Source organism: Prevotella sp. Sow4_E9_plate (genome assembly GCF_052116205.1).
Taxonomy (GTDB): Bacteria; Bacteroidota; Bacteroidia; order Bacteroidales; family Bacteroidaceae; genus Prevotella.
On sequence record NZ_JBQKLN010000005.1, the window covers coordinates 81009 to 103600 of the forward strand.

A 22592-nucleotide genomic window follows, 5' to 3' on the forward strand; every position below is an offset into this window, starting at 1 on the left:
AATTAATAACGTACAATTAATAATGTACAATTGACAAGTACACTTATGAAACAGAAATTCAATGTAATTACATCAAGCTGCATTCCTCTTCCATTGGAGAATGTAGATACAGACCAGATCATCCCAGCCCGTTTCCTCAAGGCTATCGATAAAGAGGGTATGGGCGACAACCTCTTCCGCGACTGGCGCTACAATGCCGACGGAACTCCAAAGCCAGACTTCGTGATGAATGACCCTTCTTACAGTGGTGTCATCCTCGTAGCTGGCAAGAACTTCGGTTCCGGTTCTTCCCGTGAGCACGCTGCCTGGGCTATCGCAGGTGCAGGCTTCCGTGTAGTCATCAGCTCTTTCTTTGCTGATATCCACAAGAACAACGAGTTGAACAACCTCGTATTGCCAGTAGTAGTAAGCGAGGAATTCCTGAAGGAACTCTTCGAGAGCATCGACCAGGATCACAAGACAGAGGTAAAGGTAGATCTTCCTAACCAGACAGTCACCAATCTTGCTACCGGCAAGAGCGAGCACTTCGAAATCAACGGCTATAAGAAGCACTGTCTGGAGAATGGTTTGGACGATGTGGATTTCCTCGTTCAGAACCGTGACAAGGTTGAGGCTTGGGAAGCTCAAAACAAGTAATTATGGACGTTAACGCAAAGAGAGATAATTCCCGCATCAAGGAGATTGAGATCATGGACTGCACGCTGCGTGACGGCGAGCAGACCAATGGTGTCAGTTTCCTTCCTCACGAGAAGTTGATGATAGCAAGAATGCTGTTGCACGACATCAATGTTGATCGCATTGAGGTGGCTTCAGCGCGTGTGTCGGAAGGCGAAAAGGATGCTGTCGCTCGTATTTGCCGTTATGCCAAGACCATTGGTAAGCTGGATTCCGTTGAGGTGTTGGGATTCGTGGATAACAACAAAAGCGTAGACTGGATTGCTGAATGCGGCGGTCACGTCATCAACCTCTTGACGAAGGGTAGCTACAAGCACTGCACCCAGCAGCTCAAGATGTCGCCTGAGGAGCATCTCGCTCATATCAAGCAGACCATCGACTATGCCTTGAGCAAGGATTTCACCGTAAATCTCTACCTGGAGGACTGGTCGAGCGGAATGCGCGACAGTCGTGACTATCTCTTCACGATGATGGACGAGCTGGTGAAGTTGCCTATCAAGCGCTTCCTGCTTCCTGATACTTTGGGTATCCTGAACCCATTGCAGTGTGTGGAGTACATGCGCCAGATGGTTCGCCGTTATCCGAACTCTCACTTCGACTTCCATGCCCATAATGACTACGATTTGGCGGTGAGCAACTCGCTGGCTGCCGTGTTGAGTGGCGCCAAGGGTCTTCACGTTACCGTGAATGGTTTGGGCGAACGCTGCGGCAATGCACCATTGGCGAGTGTTCAGGTGATTCTGAAGGATATGTTCGAGGCAAAGACCAATATCAAGGAAGACCGTCTGAACGATATTTCCCGATTAGTTGAAGGATACAGCGGTATTGCCGTGGCTCCAAATACACCGGTTGTTGGAGACAACGTCTTCACCCAGGTGGCTGGCGTACATGCCGATGGCGATAACAAGGACAAGCTTTATTGCAACGATCTGGTGCCTGAGCGTTTCGGAAGACATCGTGAGTATGCATTGGGTAAGAATTCCGGTAAGGCGAACATCATCCAGAACCTCAACGAGCTGGGATTGGAGTTGACTCCAGAGCAGACCAAGGCTGTGACCAAGCGAATCACCGAACTCGGCGACCGCAAGGAACTGGTAACCCAGGACGACTTGCCATACATCGTGAGCGATGTATTGAAGCATAGCACACCTGAGGATAAGGTAAAACTGGTCAGTTACATGGTGTCTACCTCCTATGGTTTGAAGCCTATCGCTAGCGTGAAGGTAGAAATAGAGGGTAAGGAGTATGAAGACAGGAGTTCAGGCGATGGTCAGTATGATGCCTTCGTAAAGGCTCTTCGCAACATTTACAAGGTGAAGCTCGGCAAGACCTTCCCTACGCTCGACAACTATCAGGTAACCATTCCACCTGGTGGCCGTACCGATGCCCTCGTTCAGACCGTCATTACCTGGCGTGAAGGCGACCGCATCTGGCGCACCCGCGGCTTGGATGCCGACCAGACGGAGGCAGCTATCAAGGCAACGCTCAAAATGCTTAATATGTATGAGGCAGATAAGAGCGATGAACAGCCGGCATCGCCTCGAAATTTAGATATGGAATAAAAACAATTAAAAAATCAGATAAGATGAAATTAAACATTGCAGTTCTCGCCGGTGATGGTATCGGACCAGAGATTATGAAGCAGGGCGTAGCAGTAATGCAGGCCATTGCAGAGAAGTTCAACCACGAGTTTACTTACAACGAGGCTATCTGCGGCGCTCACGCTATCGACGAGGTAGGTGATCCATTCCCAGAAGAGACCTTCAAGACTTGTATGGATGCTGACGCAGTGCTCTTCGCTGCCGTTGGTGACCCACGTTTCGACAACAACCCTACAGCCAAGGTTCGTCCAGAGCAGGGTTTGCTCGCTATGCGTAAGAAGTTGGGTCTCTTTGCCAATGTACGCCCAGTGGCTACATTCGATTGCCTGCTCCACAAATCACCATTGAAGGATGAGCTCCTGAAGGGTGCTGACTTCGTAGTCATCCGCGAGTTGACTGGTGGTATGTACTTCGGTGAGAAGTATCAGGATAACGATAAGGCATACGATACAGATATCTATACCCGTCCTGAGATTGAGCGCATCCTGAAGGTAGCTTTCGAGTTTGCCATGAAGCGCAACAAGCACTTGACAGTAGTAGATAAGGCAAACGTATTGGCATCTTCTCGTCTCTGGCGTCAGATTGCCAAGGAGATGGAGCCACAGTATCCTGAGGTAAACACCGACTATATGTTCATCGACAACGCTTCTATGCGTGTGTTGACAGAGCCTACATTCTTCGATGTCATCGTTACAGAGAATACCTTCGGTGACATCCTTACCGATGAGACCTCTTGCATCACCGGTTCTATGGGCTTGCAGCCATCTAGCTCATTGGGCGAGCACACCCCATTGTTTGAGCCTGTTCATGGTTCATGGCCACAGGCAGCTGGCAAGAACCTGGCTAACCCTGTAGCTCAGATTCTTTCTGCAGCCATGTTGCTCGAACACTTCGGTTTGAACGGGGAGGGTGCCTTGATCCGCAAGGCAGTAGATGCTTCTCTCGATGCCAATGTCCGCACACCTGAAATTCAGGTTGAGGGTGGTGCTCACTATGGCACAACAGAGGTTGGCGAGTGGATTGTCAACTGGATCAAGAATGCATAAGCATAAAATGTGAATAATCATATCAAGGGCCTTATGGAGGAATCGTTTCTTCCATAAGGCTTTTTTATTTTGGTAATTGTAGTTTTTTTATATGGATAGTTGTCATATTTGCCTTTTTTTTGTTTATTTCTGGAAACCTATTTAAGTTTAATAGTTTTTTACTTGGTTGTTTGCTAAAGTATTTGTAATTTTGCAAGCATGAAAAAGAAAATGATTATATCAATGTTGTTAGGAGTTTGGGCTTTGTCTATGTCGGCTCAAAGTCAGAACGAATCTGAACGCTTAAGCAAGGACCAGGCGAAGGCTTTGAGAGATTCTCTTGCTCAGGCTACGGAAGTTCTGGCGTATTATCCGGATAGTATCGACCTTCGTCTTAAGAAGGCTGCCTGGAATATCCAGCTCAAGCAGTGGCAATATGCCAAGGACGATCTCGATAAGGTGCTGTTTCTCAACAATACCAATATCGCAGGTCTCTTTTATCGTGCCTATGTCAACGAACAGCTGCGCAGATACAACTTCGCCCGTTTAGACTATCAGAATCTGCTGGTTCTGGTGCCTGGTAATTTCCAGGCACAGCTCGGTCTCGCTCTTCTCAATCAGAAAGACAAGCATTATACCGAGGCTTATAACGGCATTAATATGCTGATAGAGCAATATCCCGACAATGCCATCGCCTATGCTGCACGTGGAGGAATGGAGAAGGAGAAGGGACAGCTTGAAGCTGCGGAATATGATTATGCCAAGGCGATGGAGCTGGATGCTGATAATGCCGATTATGTGCTGAATCATCTGGACCTGCTCATCTTGCTGAAGCGTAGGAATGAAGCCTATGCTGATTTGCAGCGGTTGATGAAGATGGGGTATTCCAAAGGGCAGTTGCTGGAGTTCTATAACAGACTGAAGAAGAAGTAGTAGTTCCATCTGATATAATCTATAGGGAAGAATAGAACAATTAGAAGATACTTGTTTATGAAGAAAATTTTTACGCAGATTGCTGAAGCTTTTGGCTGTCTCTTCCTGGCGGGCTGCGATACCGTTTTTGATGTTCATCCATACGATGTTCATGTGGATGGAGACAAGAACGTGAATGCTGCCAATATCGCCAAGATAGAAAGTGCCATCAAGTATAAGGATACCATCCGCTTTGCAATGATCAGCGATACTCATCAGTGGCTCGACGATCTGAAAAAGGAAGTGAATGATATCAACAGGCGCAAGGACAGTATCGATTTCGTACTTCACTGCGGAGATGTCACAGACTTTGGAGCTACGCAGGAATTTCAGTGGACCCGAGACAGATTGCAGAAGCTGAAGATGCCGTTTGTGGTATTGCTCGGCAATCATGACTGTCTGGGAACCGGAAACCAAACTTACGAGGTGGTTTTCGGCAAGCCGGATTTCAGTTTTATCGCCGGCAGGGTGAAGTTCGTATGTCTCAATACCAATGCCATTGAGTACGACTATTCCCGTCCTGTACCTAACTTCGATTTTATGGAAGAACAGTGCAAGGCGGATTCTGCCGATTTCGACCGTACCGTTATCTGTATGCATGCTGCTCCTTATTCAGAGCAGTTTAATAACAATGTGGCTAAGGTATTCAACTATTATACCCATCAGTTCCCTGGTCTGATGTTCTGTCTCTATGGTCATGGACATCATACCAAGCAGACCGATATGTATGGTGATGGCACGATGTATTATGAGATATGCAATGCTCCTAAGCACCAGTATTATATATTTACCATTACTCCAAAAGGCTACCGTTATGAGATTATCGATTATTAATAGACACTTCTCCTTTTCGTCAGTGAAGAGATTTTCTTCCTTGAAGAGAAGCTTATGTCTGGCTGGATGCTTTCTGGGTGCTGTTAGCTCGGCTTCTGCTGCTGAAGGCGAGATGAAGAATGACAGTATTGTTCATGATACACTGGTTGTTAATGAGCAGGGTGAACTCTCGCGTTATGACAGGCGGGTACTCAAATACCGCAAGCAATGGGATTTGCTGATTCCTACCAACGGAGCGATACAGATTTGTGGTAATATGGGTGTGTTTTCCCTGGGCCTCGGATGGGATTATGGCAAGCATCGCCAATGGGAGACGTTTGTGATGCTCGGATATATTCCCCGTTTTGATTCTGACGATTCGAAACTGACACTCACGATCAAGGAGAATTTCATTCCCTGGCACCGTGATATCGGTAAGGGATGGTGGTTTGAACCGTTGGAGTGCAGCATCTATTTCAATACCATCTTCGGACATGATTTCTGGACCAAGCAGCCTACCAAGTATGAAAACGGCTATTATCCGTTCTCTACCCGTATCCGTCCTAACATCGCCTTCGGTGAGCGCTTCAGATACAATATCCCGCACAATATGCGTAAGCGCATCAAGAGCATTACGTTCTTTTATGAGTTGGGAACCAATGATATCTATACCATGCGTTTCATACGTAATGGCAATGGCAACTTCTGGGACATCTTCGGTCTTTCCCTGGGCGTCAAGATGCAATATTTATAATGTTTCAGGAACTTCCCAAGGGTTCTTGAAAAACTAAAGGCTTCATCAGCCGTTTCTTCGGAGAATTAAATTCCTCTCTCTTCGAAGAAATGGTTGATGAGGTTGATGATTCTGTCCAGTTCTTCCTGCTTCAATGTAGAATTGCAGGGAAGGCTGATTTCCTGCTGCGCTATCCGTTCCGTTACAGGGAACGAAAGATGGTTCCATTCCGGATAGCAAGGCTGCTGATGAGGCGGAATAGGGTAGTGACACACGGTCTGCACCCGATGCTCTGAAAGGTAATCGCGCAGTTCATCCCGTTTTTCTGTCAGGAAAGGGAAGACATGCACCACATTTTCTGATTCCTCCTTATATAGTTCTTGCGGAATGCAATGCTCTACTATCTTTTTGTCGAGTTTGGAAAGATAGTATTGGGCTTTCTGGAATCTGTCTTTCGCCTCTCCGTATGGATTCTTCAGCTTGACGCAGAGCACGGCAGCCTGGAGCTCTTCCATTCTCGAATTGAGTCCCTGATAATTGTATTCGTATTTGCTCACCCTGCCATAGTCGCGGAGGGAAGTGATGACCTCTGCCAGCTTCCTGTCGTTGGTGGTGATGGCTCCTGCATCGCCCAATGCGCCCAGGTTCTTGCCCGGATAGAAGCTGTGAGCGGCTGCATCACCGATATTGCCCGTATGAATGCTTTCCCCGTTGACTTCGTTTTTCTCTCCCAGCATCTGGCAGGCAAAAGCCTGCGCATTGTCTTCAAACAGCAATAAGTGATGTTTCCGGCAGAGTTCCTGCATCAGGGGCGTTACAGACAGCTTGCCGTATAGATGGACCGTCAGTAGCGCCTTGGTCTGGGGTGTGATGTGCTGTTCGATGAGTCGCTCATCTATCTGCAGGGTGTCCAGCCGTGCATCAATGAGCACAGGCTTCAGTCCTACGCTAGTGATGGCAAGGATGGTGGCATAGTAGGTATTGGCAGGCACGAGAATCTCGTCGCCCTTCTGCAGTCTGCCCAGTTCCATTTCGCCTATGAGAATGAGTTTTAGGGCATCCAGTCCGCATCCGCATCCTATGCTGTATTCTGAGCCGATGAATGCTGCATATTCTTCTTCAAACTGCTTCAGGGCTTTGCCGTGCAGATACCAGCCGCTGTCTAATACCTGGGCAATGGCATTGTTGATTTCCGGCTGATATTGGTCATTGATGGCTTTCAGGTCTAGATACTTGATTTCCTTTTCTGCTGCCGTCAATCGCAATACTACGGTTTCTTCTGTGAAATCTGTCAGCTGATACGGACAGTCTGCCGTAATCAGGGCTCCCTCGTTTGGATTATCAAGCAAGGTTTCTGCTCCGGTTCCGTCCTGTTCTATTACCCGAAGGGTAAAGTGACCGGCGAGTGCTACCAGCATGGTTTCTCTCTGATTCTGGGTGATGACGGTGTATTTCGGTGAAAACCATTCCGTATTTCCTATTTCAAAAGGCACATGGGTATTTTCCTCAGCGACGACAAGTGTGCCGCGAGGGTCATATATCTTTTGTAACTTGATGATGTCTATTTTCTTATTCATATATAATATAACGTCTGAAAAGGGAGTATATTATATGGGAGGGTTATAAAAAACTAAGAGCAGCTACCTTCGCAGGCAACTGCTCACATTCAATAGGTATTAGTTTTCTTTAAGGTAAAAAGATTGTATTCAGGATAACGTTTGCAAAGGTACATATTTTTTTTTAAATAAAAGAATAAAACTTAAAGTATTTTTTGATTACTCATCATTTTTTTTTTAATGTAGTAAGTTCAGATACTTTTTTAGAAATTATTTTATTTATTCATCATATGCCCCTTGTAATATTGTTTTGTTGCCACACGCCCTGTTGGGTCATTTTGTTGCCACACGCTCTTTCAGGGCGAGTGGAGCAAACTGGATTTGTTGGTTCAGAGGTGAGTGGGATATAAACGAAAAAAAAGGAAATTCAAATGAATGAATTTCCTTTTTTTCTGAAGAGGTGTCTAGCGGAGTCGAACCGCTCTACACGGTTTTGCAGACCGTTACCTAACCGCTCGGTTAAGACACCATTTATAAGCGAAGCAACCATTTCTGAATTGCGAGTGCAAAGGTACTATTTTTATTTGGTTCCACCAAATTTTTCATCTACTTTTTTCAAAAAACTTTCATTTTTTATTGTTTTCCCCTTGTTTTCTCTGTTTTTACTTCAGATTTTCTCTTTTTCTGTTCACATTTTTCCAGAAAAGGGCAGTTGGCGCATTTGAAGTCCTTACACGTCTTGGCTTTCCGGTAAGTTTTATAAATGCGATTGGCGGTATACATCACGCATACCGCCAATATCAATAGAATTAACACGTTTTGTGTCATTTATAAAATGTATGAATTGATGATTCTACTTTAACCTACGGCATTGTAGCCGTTGGTAGAGTTCTTGCGCATGATGTCACGGATGTTCATCTCCTTGAAACCATTCTCGCGCTGGATCTCTTCCAGTTCCTTCTCCTCTTCCAGATCCTTTTCAGAACGGGTAAAGGTGAAAGCCTTATACTTAAACTCTGCGATAGCCCATCCTACGATGGCTACCACAACTAATGCGATAAATCCTACTAAAGCGTTCATTTCCTTATCTATTATTTAATAATGTGTAAATTCCTTTTTTTATTCTCACTACTTCCAGTTTTGGGAATCCTCTGTTAGTAGTCGTCGTCAGCAACATCTTCTGCATCGTCAAGACCGAGATTCTCCGGGTCTTCGAATGTAGTGCGATAACTCTCTTCGGTCAACTTGTCGTCGTCGAAGGCATCATCGTCCTCGTCAGGATCGTTGTAGTGATCCTCAATCTCTGGTGCATCCTCATCGTCGTCATCGATGTCCTCGATATCGTCCTCACGGTCCAGCTCGTCTTCATCCATGAATTTCATGCGGATCTTCTCAACCTTTGGCTTCTCCTTAGCGAAGATTGCTTCCACCCATGTACCCTTTGGTACAACGAGTACTTCATAATCATCGGCAAGTTTCTTCTCGTACAAGCCACCTGGTTTCTTCAGGCGGTCCTTAGGAAGGGTAGTGGTACTGATATCAAAGTTGCTCTCGATGATGTCCTGGATGCTCTGTGGCAAGCTTTCCCATCCGCCACCGAAGTTGCGCTCCAGCAGCTCGATGAGCTTGCTGGCTGTAATATGGCCTACGTTCTCGTATGTCAGGTCGGTAACGCGCATGATAGGACGCTTCTTGATGGCATACTTCACGTTCTGGTCATCGATACGGAAGGTACCGATCTTGAAGCCACGTTCTGTTAACTTATCCAGCACCTCTGGGCGATCGACGGTAATCTTCTCCATTTCGAATGCGCTGCGGATAGTGTCTAGATACTTACGCTGGTTGTCCTTCAGGTCGTTGTCTTTCTCGGCAGCTTCCCAAAGGCGGAAAACATCGTTCTCCTGCACTTCCCATACACTACTCTTTGTGAGAGTCTTGAGTGTTATAACTTTGTCTTTTTTCATTGTCTACTATATTTTGATTGCAAAATTAAGTACTTCTTTTTATATATCCAAATTTTCCAGCCTATTTTTTTATTTTTCATTGTATTTTTTGTGTCGGTTTCGTTTTTTTTATTACCTTTGCAGTATGAGTGAACCATTAGCTGAAAGAATGAGGCCTCACACGCTTGCTGATTATGTCGGTCAGAAGCATCTCGTTGGTGAGGGAGCCGTCCTGCGCATGATGATAGATGCAGGGCGTATATCTTCTTTTATCCTATGGGGACCACCGGGAGTGGGAAAGACTACCTTGGCGCAGATTGTGGCGCAGACCTTGAAGGTGCCTTTCTATACACTCTCTGCGGTGACCAGTGGCGTAAAGGATGTGCGTGAAGTGATAGAAAGGGCAAAGAACGGAAGATTCTTCAATTCCGCTTCACCTATTTTATTTATAGATGAGATTCACCGATTCTCCAAGAGTCAGCAGGACTCTCTCCTGGGAGCGGTAGAAAAAGGAATCGTTACCCTGATTGGTGCTACTACGGAGAACCCTTCGTTCGAAGTCATCAGACCGTTGCTCTCCAGATGTCAGCTCTATGTCCTGAAACCTTTGGAAAAGGAAGATCTAGAAGGACTGCTGAATCGTGCCATTACGGAGGATGTGGAACTGAGGGAAAAGCATATTGAACTGAAGGAGAAGGGTGCCTTGCTGAGATATAGTGGTGGTGATGCCCGCAAGCTGCTCAATATCCTTGAACTCGTGGTTGAATCGGCTGGGTCGGATGATGTGGTCATTACCGACCAGATGGTGGTACACCAGTTGCAGCAGAATCCGCTGGCTTACGACAAGCAGGGAGAGATGCATTATGACATCATCTCCGCTTTTATCAAGAGTATCCGTGGCAGTGATCCTGATGCGGCTCTCTATTGGATGGCACGTATGATAGAGGGTGGAGAAGACCCGCAGTTCATCGCCCGAAGGGTGGTTATCAGTGCCAGCGAGGATGTGGGACTGGCTAATCCGAACGCCCTGCTGCTGGCGAATGCCGCCTTTGATACGGTGATGAAGATTGGCTGGCCTGAGGCTCGTATCGCACTTGCCGAGGCTGTAGTTTATCTAGCCACCAGTCCTAAGAGCAATAGTGCCTATCTGGGCATCAATGATGCCATTGCTACCGTTAAGCAGACGGGCAATCTGCCTGTGCCTCTGCATCTCAGGAATGCGCCTACCAAGCTGATGAAGGACCTTGGCTATCATGATGGCTACAAGTATCCTCACGATTATCCGGGGCATTTCACCGAGCAGCAGTATCTGCCGGATGAAATCAGAAATTCGCGATTCTGGTATCCGCAACATTCTCCTTCTGAGGAACGACTCTATAACTGGATGGTAACCTGCTGGGGAGAGCGGTTTAAGGATTAACAATTTATAAATGATAATTTACAATTTATAATTGATATTTTTAATTGATAGAAAATCATATAATTGAAAACAACTAACTGTTACGAGAAAAATGACTATTCATAATGACCCGGAACTGGTGATGACGCTTCAGAGTGTCATTGAGTTCATAGGAACCTTTGCGTTTGCCCTTTCGGGCATCCGACTTGCCGCCACCAAGCATTACGACTGGCTGGGCGGATTTGTGTGTGGTGTGGCTGTTGCCATCGGTGGCGGAACCATCCGTGATGTGATGTTGGGTCTGACTCCTTTCTGGATGTCGAGTCCAATCTATCTTCTGTTTACGCTGCTGGCTCAGCTAGTAGTCATCGTCTGCCATCATTATCTGAAGCGTCTCGACAATACCTGGTTTCTTTTCGATACGCTCGGTCTGGCGCTTTTCAATATTGCAGGAATCCAAAAGACCCTTGATTGCGGCTTCCCGTTCTGGGTGGCAATCATCATGGGTTGTATTACGGGTTCTTTCGGTGGAGTAATCCGTGATGTGCTTCTCAATGAGGAGCCGGTTATCTTCCGCAAGGAGATTTATGCGATGGCTTGCGTCATCGGTGGTCTCGTCTACTGGGGATTCAGTTGTCTGGACGTGAGTCTCTACGTAACGGTGGTTGCTTCCTTCGTTACTGTATGTGCCATCCGTCTGCTTGCAGTGAAATACCACATCTCGCTGCCTACATTGCGGGATGAGGATGAGAAGGATAATTAAATAATTAAACATTAAACAATACTACATGAGAAGAGAGAAAATCTTTGGATTGCTGATTCTGGCGATGATGCTGATGTTTCAGACTTCGCTGATGGCACAAAACAAGCGAGAGTTTCGTGGCGCATGGATACAGTGTGTCAACGGACAGTATTTAGGTAAGAGTACGCAGCAGATTCAGGCTATGCTCACCAGACAGCTGGATGAATTGCAGAAGGATGGTGTGAATGCCATCATCTTCCAGGTGCGTGCTGAGTGTGATGCGCTCTATGCCAGTGAGTATGAACCATGGAGCCGTTATCTGACGGGTGTGCAGGGAAAAGCTCCTTCTCCTTACTGGGATCCGCTGCAGTGGATGATTGAGCAGTGCCACAACCGTGGTATGGAACTTCATGCATGGATCAATCCGTTCCGTGCCAAGCACAGTTCTACTCCTTATGCCACTCTCTCACCAAAGAGTGTTGTCAAGCAGCAGCCTGAACTTTGCTTCAAGTATGACAACCTGGTGCTTCTCAATCCGGCTTTGCGAGAGGCTACTGAGTATACTTGCCGTATTGCAGCTGATATTGTAGGAAGATATGATATCGATGGATTCCATATTGATGATTATTTCTATCCTTATCCTGTAGCAGGCAAGCAGATTCCGGATCAGGCGCTCTACAGACAGCATCCTAGAGGATTCCGCAATATCGGTGATTGGCGCCGTGACAATGTAAGCCGATTTGTTCAGGAATTGGGTGAAACCATTCATACCATCAAGCCTTGGGTGAAGTTTGGTGTTTCTCCTTTCGGTATTTATCGCAACAAGCGTACCGATCCTAACGGTTCTGAGACCTACGGCTTGCAGAACTATGATGATCTCTATGCTGATGTGTTGCTCTGGGTGAACAATGGATTTGTTGACTATACCGTGCCTCAGCTGTATTGGGAAATTGGCAACAAGGCGGCAGACTATAAGACGCTCATCACCTGGTGGAACAAGCATGCCGGCAACCGTCCTCTCTATATTGGTGAAGACATTGAGCGTACTGCCAAGCATGCTGATCCTGGAAATCCTCGCAGTCATCAGTTGCCTGCCAAGCACCGTCTGCACCAGCAGATGAGCAATGTGCAGGGTACTGTGTTATGGTATGCTAAGACTGCCGCTGATAATGTGGGCAATATTGGCCATACGCTCCGCAACAATTATTGGAAGTATCCGGCTCTTCCTCCATTGATGCCTTTCCTGGATGATAAGGCTCCTAAGGGAGTGAAGGGAATGAAGTTGCACTGGACTGAATTTGGTCCGCTGCTTGTATGGAAAGCTCCAAAATGGAAAAAGAAGAAATGGGGTGATGAAGCGAATCGTTTTGCTGTCTACCGTTTCGGAATGGGAGAGAAGATAGATCTCCGTAATGTGAAGGCTTTGCAGAAGATAACCTACAATCCTTTCTATAAGGTGAAGTACGAGAAGGGAAAACAGTATGTTTATGTAGTGACAGCTCTTGACAGAGTAGGTAATGAGAGCAAGGGAAAGAAAGTCAAGGTTTCATTCTAGCTTCATTCGGTTAATCCGATGATATGATTAAAAAGCCCCGGAAGTCTGATAATGACTTCCAGGGCTTTTACTATATATAGAAACTAAATGTTAGTTCTTGAAACTGTGGATAGGAGCTGGGATGCGACCTAAACGGTTGATAAATGCCTCGCAGCTGAACTTGTTCACTGGCATGATAGGAGCGTGACCCAGCAAGCCACCGAAGTCTACATTGTCACCAACCTTCATTCCTACAACAGGGATGACGCGGACGGCTGTGGTCTTCTGGTTGACCATACCGATAGCAGCCTCGTCGGCAATGATGCCGGAAACTGTTGTGGCAGGAGTATCTCCCGGAATGGCAATCATATCGAGACCTACAGAACATACGCAGGTCATAGCCTCCAACTTTTCGATGGTCAGTGCACCCGCCTCAACGGCATTGATCATACCCTGGTCTTCACTGACAGGAATGAAAGCACCGCTCAAACCGCCAACGTATGATGACGCCATGATACCGCCCTTCTTTACCTGATCGTTCAGGAGAGCAAGAGCTGCTGTAGTTCCAGGAGCGCCTGCATGCTCAAGACCGATGAGTTCGAGGATATCAGCAACACTGTCACCGATGGCAGGAGTAGGAGCCAGAGAGAGGTCGATGATGCCGAATGGTACGTTGAGACGGCGTGAAGCCTCCTTAGCAACCAACTGACCTACACGGGTAATCTTGAAGGCTGTGCGCTTGATGGTTTCGCAGAGAACCTCGAAGCTTTCGCCCTTCACCTTCTCCAATGCATACTTTACTACACCCGGACCGCTGACACCAACGCTTACTACAGCATCAGCCTCTGAAACACCGTGAAAGGCACCAGCCATGAATGGGTTGTCATCAGGAGCATTGCAGAGAACGACAAGCTTGGCGCAGCCCAAAGAACCCTTTTCCTTGGTAGCTTCAGCCGTATCCTTGATGATTTCTCCCATCAGACGGACAGCATCCATGTTGATTCCGGTCTTAGTAGAACCCACGTTGACAGAGCTGCAGACGAAATCTGTCTGAGCCATTGCCTGTGGGATAGACCGGATAAGGAGTTCATCGCTCTTGCTCATACCCTTGCTTACGATGGCAGAGTAACCACCGAGGAAGTTGACACCGAGTTCCTTGGCACACTTGTCGAGGGTCTTGGCAATCTTCACGTAGTCGTCTGTAGTCTTGCATGCAGAGCCTCCTACCAGAGAGATAGGAGTGATGGAGATACGCTTGTTGACGATAGGCACTCCAAATTCCTTGGAAATATCTTCGCCCGTCTTCACCAGGTTCTTAGCGAGTCGTGTAATCTTATTATGTATATTCTGACAGAGTTCCTCCACATCGGTAGAAGCGCAGTCCAGGAGATTGATACCCATGGTGATGGTGCGCACATCGAAGTTTTCCTGCTCTATCATCTTATTGGTTTCGATAACCTCAGATATATTGATCATATTTTCAAAATTTAGCTATTGATTATAAACTTTTGGATTCTTGCTTAGATTCTGTGCATCATGTTAAAGATTTCCTCGCGCTGGCATTTCACCTGCACGCCGAGTTCCTTACCCACGTTGGCAAGTTCATCAGCAACCTCTTCAAACGATTTTGTCATCTTGCCCATATCTACAATCATCATCATGTTAAAATACTCCTGTACGATAGTCTGAGAGATATCAAGAATGTTGATGCTGTTCTCTGCCAAATAAGTACAAACTTTGGCGATGATACCAACGGTATCCTTTCCCACTACTGTAATAATCGTTCTGTTCATGATTATAGCTTTTTATTGTTATACTTTTGTTCTTAATATGTTTTATGCCACAAAAGTACAACTATTTTGTCAGACTGCCAAATAAAAAAAAGAAAACTTGCAAAATAACAGATATTTTGCAAGTTTTCTCTGCTTGTATTCTAAATAATTGATACTTCTAATTATTTGATACCTCTTTCATTCAATGCCTTTGAATATTTAGCAGCATTCTGCAGGTGCTCCTGATAAGTGCGTGCAAAATTATGGGTGCCGCTGAAATCCTCCTTGGCGCACATGTAGAGATAATCGTGCTTGACGAGGTTGAGAACAGCGTCAATGCCAGCTACTGAAGGGATGCGGATAGGTCCTGGTGGCAATCCCGGATTCACATAGGTATTGTATGGACTCTTGATGCGCAGCAGATTGTTGTAAATGCGCTTCAGGTCGAATCGCTTCCAGGCGTATTTGATGGTTGGATCTGCCTGCAGCGGCATTCCTTCCGGATATTCTGCATTGCGCAGCTTGAAGCGGTTGTAGTACATTCCGGCAATCATCGGCTTCTCGCCGTTGTTGGCAGTTTCTTCGTCCACGATGCTTGCGATGGTGATGACTTCTATCGGAGTCAGCTGCAGAGCCTTTGCCTTCTGCGTACGGTCTTCATTCCAGAACTTCTCGCTTTCCTTCTTCATTCGGTCGAGCAGTTTTTCTACGGATGAGTTCCAGTAGATGTCGTAGGTGTTCGGGATGAACATGCAGGCGATGGTGGTGGTGTCGTAACCATACTTCTCGCAGGTAGCCTCATCGGTCAGCGCCTGGAGAATGGAGGTGCTGTCTATCATCAGCTTCTTGCTGAGTTCTACCGACAGCTTGTCTAGTGTACGTACGGAAGGCAGTGTGAGGTTGATTGGTTCCTGCAGTCCGTTCTTCATGTGTCGCCACACCTTCAGTGCGCCTTCTCCCGGATGGATGGCGTAGCGTCCGGTATGGATATGCTCCGCATATCCGAAGTGATGGGTCAGGGTCTTGAATGCCTGATACGGGAAACTGTTGGCTATCGGTTCCACCTTTTTATATACAGAGTCTATATTGTCGTCTGTGTCAATATAGACATACTGCGTATTGCTGCTCTTCGAGAAAGAGGAGAAGCAGTAGAGGTAACCAACAATGGCAACTATCACGATGCATGCGATGGCACCGTAGAGATAGAGCTTAGAAACTGATTTTTTCATTTTCTTTGTATTCATTTTTGTTTTGCTTCACTTTTTTCTGTTCAATCCTATCATAAACATGATATTGCGTTCTTATCTGCAAAAGTACTGCAAAAATGGGAAATGGCAAAGTATCGTCAATTAAATTAGGTTAAAAAGCCTCTCTCGTTGTCAATTTCTTATGTTTCTCTTTTTCTCTTTCAAAAAAAATATTTACTTTTGCGGTCGACATACGGAATTTCTGTGCGATGGGGATACTGATGGTTTCCAGCACAGTGATTTGTTGAATCAATAAGAATAACTAGGAGAAAGAAAGCATGAAGATAAATTTTTCTTTACCATATAAGGCTCATTGGGGCGAGATGCTATGTGTGAATCTCACCTTTTATTCTTCAAGGGGAGCCAGTCTGGAGGTGAAACTCCTGATGAATACCCAGGATGGTTATCACTGGATGGTGGAAACTTCTACCCGTGAAAACCGCCAGCATCCCTTTGATCTGATTTACTATTATTATACGGTGGTTGATGAAGACGGCAAGGTGCTCCGTACGGAATCGGTTGATTCGCCGAGAGTATACGTATATGATTCTTCCAAGAGTTATATCTTTGACGATTTCTGGCTGGAGGAGAAGTTGGCAGCCCGCATGGCTACAGCTATCGGCAGAACTCCCAAAGTGGATGTGGAATCGTATGAGCGCATGGAATGTATGCCGCTCTTCGGCGAGACAATCATCTTCAAGGTTCATGCTCCCCGTCTGCACGAAGGTGAAGCGATTGCCTTATTGGGCAATCATCCTACGCTGGGCAACTGGAACATCGATCATTTCCTGCAGATGAAGTCTCTGGGCAAGCATGAATGGGTATTGTCGGTCAATGTGGCTCCGATTGATGCTCCGATAGAATTCAAGTACATCATTGTGAATACGGACACCCAGCGATTCAAGCGCTGGGAGTATGGTGGAAACCGTACGCTTGACGAGCGTATCTATCAGGGCGAGGTTCATGTGCTTCATGGCGGTGATTTCCGCATCAAGAAGTTCCCGCCACATGCTCAGTTTGACTTTGAAACATACGTCTTCGACCTTGACGGCACCCTGATTTCTTCTCTTGCAGATCTGGCTTCCAGTTGCAATTATGCCCTGCGGACGAATCAGTTGCCTGAGCGTTCCATTGAAGAAGTGAGAATGATGGTGGGCAACGGTGTGAAGTTGCTGATGGAGCGTGCGATAGGAAAGGAACGGCTGGAGTCGGGCGAGGTGGATTTCGACCGCGTGTTCCAGGACTTCCGAAATCATTATATGGTTCATAATCTGGACGAGACTGCTCCTTATCCTGGAATCATGGACATGCTGAAAGAGCTGAAGGCGCGCGGCAAGAACATCGCCGTGGTCAGCAACAAGTTCTATGCTGCTACGGAGGAACTCTGCCGCCATTTCTTCGGAGACCTTGTAGACGTAGCCATCGGTGAACGGGAGGGCATTGAGAAGAAGCCGGCTCCGGACACCGTGAACGAAGCACTCAGACTGTTGCATGCGGACAGGGAGACAGCCGTATATATTGGTGACAGTGATGTGGACGTGATGACGGCACGCAACAGTCACATGCCTTGCATCAGCGTGCTCTGGGGCTTCCGCGACTGCGATTTCCTGTCAGAGCATGGGGCAACCATCTATGTCAGTGCTCCTGACCAGCTGCTCTGATGATTGTCGGATATTATATAAAAAGTATTGATGAGCATCATACAGAATGCTCATCAATATAGGTTTTTACAACATCGCTGAAGGTGTCAGAGATAGGAATGCCCAGCGATCCGTATATCAGCTTGCCCCGTTCGATGACGTTGAACTTGGTCATGTTGGCAAGATAGGAACGGTGTATTCTTCTGAATTTCTCTTTCGGAAGTCGTTCTTCCAGATGCTTGAGGTTGCCCAGGGTGGATACGTTCTCCATTCCTTCCAGATGGAAGAGAATGTAATCTTTCAGGCTTTCTACGAAGAGAATCTTATCGAACGGAATGCGTACATATTTATAATCGCTCTTCACGATCAGGAACTTGTCGCGTTTGATAGGATTGTATTTGTCGTCTTGCATGTAGGAGTCGAAAACCTTCTTGCAGGAGTCCATGAAGTCAGGATAGCTGATAGGCTTCAGCAGATAGTCGAAAGCGTGCACCTTGTAGGCTTCGATGGCATACTCCTTGAAGGCTGTAGTGAAGATGATCTTGACGTTCTTAGGTACCACCTTGGCGAATTCCAGTCCACTGATTTGCTGCATGTGGATGGCCAGGAACAGGATGTCGAGATGACAGTGGCGTATGCCGTCTACTGCATCAATGGCAGAAGGGTAGGCGCCGATAAGATTCAGCGTAGGTGTTTCGTCTACGTATTTCTTCAACTGCTCCAGGGCAGTAGGATCTTCATCTATAATTGCACAGTTTAAAATCATAAGCGTTTGTTGTGGTTTAAAATATATTTTTCGGTATAAACGCATTTCTTATTTATATATTGTATTGTGTTTCGATTTTTTTGCGTTAATAATTATTTTTCTTCTTATAAACTTAAATTTGTTTAATCTATTTGGTCATTTGACGAAAAACTTATAACTTTGGGGATTGAAACATGAGATTACTGTATATGAAAAAGAAATATAATAAGAAATCTATAGCAGACAACGTCAATCAGTCATCTTCGGCGTGTAGATTTTTCTGGCAGAACGGAAAGCAGATGCTTCTGGCGTTGGCTCTCTGTCTCAGTCCGTTGTCTGCCTTTGCCCAGAAGATTTCGCTGGGTTCCTGCATCACCCGTGACGGTGGTCAGTACAAGGGCGAAATGGTAAGCGGAAAGCCTCAGGGCAAAGGTGCTGCCGTCTATCCGAACGGCGATACTTACGAAGGCGCTTACCAGAAAGGAAAGCGTGAAGGATATGGCGTATATACTTTCTCTGACGGTGAAAAGTATGAAGGTCAGTGGATGCAGGACCAGCAGCATGGCAAGGGTACTTTCTATTTTCAGAATAATAACAAGTATGTAGGACTCTGGTTCAGAGACTTCCAGCACGGTCATGGAGTCATGTATTATTATAATGGTGACAGATACGACGGCGACTGGTATAAGGACAAGCGACAGGGTAGAGGAACCTATACCTATTCCAATGGTGCCCAGTATAAGGGACAGTGGATGAACGACATGAAGAATGGCAACGGTTTCTTCAATTGGGGTGACGGTACTACCTACGACGGTCAGTGGGTGAACAACCAGCGTTCCGGAAAAGGCGTATTCAAGTATGCTGACGGTGATGTCTACAATGGCGACTGGAAGGATGATATCCAGGACGGCAAGGGAATCTACAAATTCCACAACGGTGATGTCTATGAAGGCGATTATGTTCAGGGCGAACGTACCGGTGAAGGCATTTTCCGTTCGATGAACGGCTCCAAGTATACAGGACAGTTTCTCGACGGTCAGCGTTCCGGTCAGGGTACTTTCGTATGGAAGAACGGAGACATCTATGTTGGTTCCTGGAAGGATGACCTGCAGAACGGAAGGGGCAAGCTGACCAAGAAGAACGGTGATATTTACGAGGGTGAATTCCGCAACGGTCATGTAGAGGGCAATGTGGTGATTCACTATGCCGACGGTCGCCGCTTCAAGGGAAACTACCGCAAGGGCAAGCGCGAAGGAGCCTGCATTGAGGAAGATAAGAACGGCAAGCGTTTCGAGGGCAACTATCGCAACGACATGCGTGACGGCAGATTCGTAGAGAAAGACCGCAATGGTCAGGTTACAGCCAAGGGAACCTACGAAAACGGCAAGCGTTTCGAAGATTAATCGAATTAAATAGAACTAATAAAGAAGATTAATCGGAAAAATAGGAATAATAAAGAAATAATAAATAGGAATAATATGAATTAATAACGAGATACTGAAGAGCGAACATATCATAAAGTTCAATGTTCAATGTTCAATGTTCCGAGTTCAAAGTTCCATGTTCAAATCTCAAAATTCAAAGTAAGACTATGATAGTTGATACATTAGACAATTTGGAGAGATATATTTCTCTCAATCCACTCTTCCCGGAAGTGGTGAAGTTTATTAAGGAGAACGATCTCACTCAGCTTGAGGCAGGTAAGCATCCTATTCAGGGCGCCGACCTTTTTCTGAATATTGCTGAGGCTCAGGGTAAGAACGAGGAGGATGCTGTTATCGAGACTCATCGCAAGATGATCGATATCCAGATTCCACTTGATAATGAGGAAACCTACGGATATACTCCTTTGAAGGACCTTCCAGAGGTAGAGTACAACGAGGCAAAGGATATTACCAAGTATCCTGGCGTGAAGGCGCAGACGCTCGTTACCTGCAAGCCGGGTCAGTTTGCCATCTTCTGGCCAGAGGACGGTCATCAGCCATGTATCGGCAAGGGCGCCATCCACAAGGCTATCTTCAAGATCAAGGCTTAATCTGGGCAAGTTCACAATCGAATACACATAAATATAAATATTTAAATCTATAATCCATGGCAACAGAAAAGAAGACTACAGCTAAGAAGACAACAGCCAAGAAGGCAGCCTGCAAGAAGACTGCCTGCAAGAAAACAACCAAGGCTGCTACTGTTAAACATATAGGACTTGTAAAGAACGATCCTTACCTGGCAGACTACGAGGATGCTATCCGTGGCCGCCACGACCACGTGCTCTGGAAGATGGGCCAGCTTACCAACAACGGCAAGACCACCCTGAGCGATTTTGCCAATGGCTTCGAATACTTCGGCCTTCACAAGACAGAGAAGGGATGGGTGTTCCGTGAGTGGGCGCCTAACGCTACAGATATCTATCTCATCGGCGATTTCAACGACTGGAAGGAGACAGAGAAGTATCGTGCCAAGAGACAGAAGAACTCAGGCAACTGGGAGCTGAAGCTTCCTGAGAAGGCATTGAAGCACGGTGACCTCTATAAGATGAAGGTGCACTGGGAAGGTGGCGAAGGCGAGCGAATCCCTGCATGGGCTCAGCGCGTAGTACAGGATGAGCAGACCAAGATTTTCTCTGCGCAGGTTTGGAATCCAGAGCCTTACAAGTGGAAGAAGAAGACTTTCAAGGCTAAGACCACTCCGCTCTTGATTTATGAGTGCCATATCGGTATGAGCCAGGATGCAGAGAAGGTTGGAACCTATACTGAGTTCAAGGAGAATGTATTGCCTCGCATCATCGAGGACGGTTACAACTGCATCCAGATCATGGCTATCCAGGAACATCCATATTATGGTTCTTTCGGTTATCATGTGAGCAGCTTCTTTGCAGCTAGCAGCCGTTTCGGTACTCCAGAAGAGTTGAAGGATCTCATTGATACTGCCCATCAGAACGGTATTGCCGTCATCATGGACATCGTCCACTCTCATGCAGTGAAGAACGAGTTGGAAGGTCTTGGTAATCTTGCCGGCGATCCTAACCAGTATTTCTATCCTGGCGACCGTCATGAGCATCCTGCCTGGGACAGCCTCTGCTTCGACTACGGCAAGAACGAGGTAATCCACTTCCTGCTGAGCAACTGCAAGTACTGGCTTACAGAGTTCCATTTCGACGGCTTCCGCTTCGATGGTGTAACTTCTATGCTGTATTACAGCCATGGATTGGGTGAGGCATTCTGCAACTACGGCGATTACTTCAACGGTCATGAGGACGATAACGCCATCTGTTATCTTACCCTTGCCAACAGTCTGATTCATGAGGTGAACAAGAATGCGATTACTATTGCCGAGGAGGTGAGCGGAATGCCAGGACTGGCAGCCAAGTTTGAAGACGGCGGCTATGGCTTCGACTACCGCATGGCGATGAACATTCCTGACTACTGGATCAAGACCATCAAGGAATTGAAGGATGAAGACTGGAAGCCATCCAGCATCTTCTGGGAAATCAAGAACCGCCGTGCCGACGAGAAGACCATCTCATACTGCGAGAGTCATGACCAGGCACTGGTAGGCGACAAGACCATCATCTTCCGTCTCATTGATGCTGATATGTACTGGCATTTCAAGAAGGGAGATGAGAACTATGTTGCCCACCGCGGTATTGCCCTTCACAAGATGATCCGTCTGGCTACAGCATCCACCATCAATGGCGGTTACCTGAACTTCATGGGTAATGAGTTCGGTCATCCGGAATGGATTGACTTCCCTCGCGAGGGTAATGGCTGGAGCTATAAGTATGCCCGTCGCCAGTGGAACCTGGTAGACAATAAGGAATTGTGCTACCACTACTTAGGCGATTTCGATAAAGCAATGCTCAAGACGATTACGAGCGAAAAGAATTTTAACAAGACACCAGTTGTAGAGATTTGGCACAATGATGGAGATCAGGTTCTAGCCTACATGCGAGGCGACTTGCTCTTCGTGTTCAACTTCTCGCCAACCCGTTCGTTTACCGATTACGGTTTCCTGGTTCCTACAGGCGCCTACAGCGTAGTGCTTGATACGGACAACAAGGCATTCGGCGGCAACGGCTTGAATGATGATGAGCTGACCCATCTCACGACTTACGATCCACTTTACGTGAACGACCGCAAGGAGTGGCTGAAGCTCTATCTGCCAGCCCGTACAGCATTGGTGCTGAAGAAAAATTAAT

General features: G+C 46.5%; 20 protein-coding genes, 1 tRNA gene and 1 pseudogene. 14 read left to right on the top strand and 8 right to left on the bottom strand.

Annotated elements, in window-relative coordinates:
• Positions 1 to 45 precede the first annotated feature (45 nt).
• The 6 genes from leuD to ACTQ53_RS03355 all read left to right on the top strand — a co-directional run bounded on the left by leuD (position 46) and on the right by ACTQ53_RS03355 (position 5840).
• Positions 46 to 636 (top strand): 3-isopropylmalate dehydratase small subunit, encoded by a 591-nt coding sequence (gene leuD, locus ACTQ53_RS03330; RefSeq protein ID WP_294967526.1) that lies wholly within the window; start codon positions 46 to 48, stop codon positions 634 to 636.
• 2 nt (positions 637 to 638) lie between these two features.
• Positions 639 to 2237 (top strand): alpha-isopropylmalate synthase regulatory domain-containing protein, encoded by a 1599-nt coding sequence (locus ACTQ53_RS03335; RefSeq protein ID WP_294967528.1) that lies wholly within the window; start codon positions 639 to 641, stop codon positions 2235 to 2237.
• A 23-nt stretch (positions 2238 to 2260) separates the two neighbouring features.
• Complete coding sequence (gene leuB, locus ACTQ53_RS03340) at positions 2261 to 3322, top strand: 3-isopropylmalate dehydrogenase (RefSeq protein WP_294967530.1); 1062 nt, start codon at positions 2261 to 2263, stop codon at positions 3320 to 3322.
• A 210-nt stretch (positions 3323 to 3532) separates the two neighbouring features.
• Positions 3533 to 4234 (top strand): hypothetical protein, encoded by a 702-nt coding sequence (locus tag ACTQ53_RS03345; protein WP_441932013.1) that lies wholly within the window; start codon positions 3533 to 3535, stop codon positions 4232 to 4234.
• A gap of 57 nt (positions 4235 to 4291) precedes the next feature.
• Entirely contained in the window at positions 4292 to 5107 is an 816-nt protein-coding gene (locus ACTQ53_RS03350; protein WP_294967532.1) for a metallophosphoesterase family protein, read from the top strand.
• 40 nt (positions 5108 to 5147) lie between these two features.
• Entirely contained in the window at positions 5148 to 5840 is a 693-nt protein-coding gene (locus ACTQ53_RS03355; RefSeq protein ID WP_295346724.1) for a hypothetical protein, read from the top strand.
• A 65-nt stretch (positions 5841 to 5905) separates the two neighbouring features.
• Here the strand turns inward: ACTQ53_RS03355 and ACTQ53_RS03360 are convergent, their stop codons facing one another.
• The 4 genes from ACTQ53_RS03360 to ACTQ53_RS03375 form a co-directional block, all read right to left on the bottom strand.
• Positions 5906 to 7396: an aminotransferase class V-fold PLP-dependent enzyme gene (locus ACTQ53_RS03360; RefSeq protein WP_441932015.1), complete on the bottom strand. Its 1491-nt coding sequence runs from the start codon at positions 7394 to 7396 to the stop codon at positions 5906 to 5908.
• A 437-nt stretch (positions 7397 to 7833) separates the two neighbouring features.
• Positions 7834 to 7904 (bottom strand) — tRNA-Cys (locus ACTQ53_RS03365).
• 329 nt (positions 7905 to 8233) lie between these two features.
• Positions 8234 to 8455 carry a hypothetical protein gene (locus tag ACTQ53_RS03370; RefSeq protein ID WP_153124744.1) on the bottom strand — a complete coding sequence of 74 codons (222 nt, stop codon included), beginning with the start codon at positions 8453 to 8455 and terminating at the stop codon, positions 8234 to 8236.
• Between the two features lie 74 nt (positions 8456 to 8529).
• Positions 8530 to 9339: a hypothetical protein gene (locus tag ACTQ53_RS03375; protein WP_295346725.1), complete on the bottom strand. Its 810-nt coding sequence runs from the start codon at positions 9337 to 9339 to the stop codon at positions 8530 to 8532.
• A gap of 124 nt (positions 9340 to 9463) precedes the next feature.
• Here ACTQ53_RS03375 and ACTQ53_RS03380 point away from each other — a divergent pair, with 124 nt between their 5' ends.
• From ACTQ53_RS03380 to ACTQ53_RS03390, 3 genes are all read left to right on the top strand, one after another.
• Positions 9464 to 10738: a replication-associated recombination protein A gene (locus ACTQ53_RS03380; protein WP_295346726.1), complete on the top strand. Its 1275-nt coding sequence runs from the start codon at positions 9464 to 9466 to the stop codon at positions 10736 to 10738.
• Between the two features lie 91 nt (positions 10739 to 10829).
• Positions 10830 to 11480 carry a trimeric intracellular cation channel family protein gene (locus ACTQ53_RS03385; RefSeq protein ID WP_294967538.1) on the top strand — a complete coding sequence of 217 codons (651 nt, stop codon included), beginning with the start codon at positions 10830 to 10832 and terminating at the stop codon, positions 11478 to 11480.
• 25 nt (positions 11481 to 11505) lie between these two features.
• Positions 11506 to 13014: a glycoside hydrolase family 10 protein gene (locus tag ACTQ53_RS03390; protein ID WP_441932016.1), complete on the top strand. Its 1509-nt coding sequence runs from the start codon at positions 11506 to 11508 to the stop codon at positions 13012 to 13014.
• 90 nt (positions 13015 to 13104) lie between these two features.
• On the opposite strand, the gene ACTQ53_RS03395 is transcribed toward ACTQ53_RS03390, so the two are convergent.
• The 3 genes from ACTQ53_RS03395 to mltG all read right to left on the bottom strand — a co-directional run bounded on the left by ACTQ53_RS03395 (position 13105) and on the right by mltG (position 15994).
• Positions 13105 to 14469: a PFL family protein gene (locus ACTQ53_RS03395; RefSeq protein ID WP_295416409.1), complete on the bottom strand. Its 1365-nt coding sequence runs from the start codon at positions 14467 to 14469 to the stop codon at positions 13105 to 13107.
• A gap of 44 nt (positions 14470 to 14513) precedes the next feature.
• A complete protein-coding gene (locus tag ACTQ53_RS03400) occupies positions 14514 to 14786 on the bottom strand; it encodes an ACT domain-containing protein (protein ID WP_153124755.1) in 273 nt (90 codons plus the stop codon).
• Positions 14787 to 14947: 161 nt separating this feature from the next.
• Positions 14948 to 15994, bottom strand: coding sequence for an endolytic transglycosylase MltG (gene mltG, locus ACTQ53_RS03405; RefSeq protein ID WP_441932018.1), 1047 nt, complete (start codon positions 15992 to 15994; stop codon positions 14948 to 14950).
• Positions 15995 to 16680: 686 nt separating this feature from the next.
• Here mltG and ACTQ53_RS03410 point away from each other — a divergent pair.
• Together ACTQ53_RS03410 and ACTQ53_RS03415 are read left to right on the top strand one after the other, a co-directional pair.
• A pseudogene (locus ACTQ53_RS03410) lies at positions 16681 to 16935 on the top strand (carbohydrate-binding module family 20 domain-containing protein); the annotation flags it as partial.
• 66 nt (positions 16936 to 17001) lie between these two features.
• Positions 17002 to 17673 carry an HAD family hydrolase gene (locus ACTQ53_RS03415; protein ID WP_441932043.1) on the top strand — a complete coding sequence of 224 codons (672 nt, stop codon included), beginning with the start codon at positions 17002 to 17004 and terminating at the stop codon, positions 17671 to 17673.
• 37 nt (positions 17674 to 17710) lie between these two features.
• Here the strand turns inward: ACTQ53_RS03415 and ACTQ53_RS03420 are convergent, their stop codons facing one another.
• On the bottom strand, positions 17711 to 18418 hold the full coding sequence (locus ACTQ53_RS03420) for a LytR/AlgR family response regulator transcription factor (protein WP_441932019.1): 708 nt from the start codon (positions 18416 to 18418) through the stop codon (positions 17711 to 17713).
• A gap of 278 nt (positions 18419 to 18696) precedes the next feature.
• Between ACTQ53_RS03420 and ACTQ53_RS03425 the strand changes: the two genes are divergently transcribed.
• From ACTQ53_RS03425 to ACTQ53_RS03435, 3 genes are all read left to right on the top strand, one after another.
• Positions 18697 to 19800 (top strand): phosphatidylinositol-4-phosphate 5-kinase, encoded by a 1104-nt coding sequence (locus ACTQ53_RS03425; RefSeq protein WP_441932044.1) that lies wholly within the window; start codon positions 18697 to 18699, stop codon positions 19798 to 19800.
• A gap of 188 nt (positions 19801 to 19988) precedes the next feature.
• A complete protein-coding gene (locus ACTQ53_RS03430; protein WP_217759815.1) occupies positions 19989 to 20432 on the top strand; it encodes a YhcH/YjgK/YiaL family protein in 444 nt (147 codons plus the stop codon).
• A gap of 56 nt (positions 20433 to 20488) precedes the next feature.
• The gene (locus ACTQ53_RS03435; protein WP_294967549.1) at positions 20489 to 22591 is read left to right on the top strand and encodes an alpha amylase C-terminal domain-containing protein; all 2103 of its coding nucleotides are present in this window, start codon (positions 20489 to 20491) and stop codon (positions 22589 to 22591) included.
• Position 22592 lies beyond the last annotated feature (1 nt).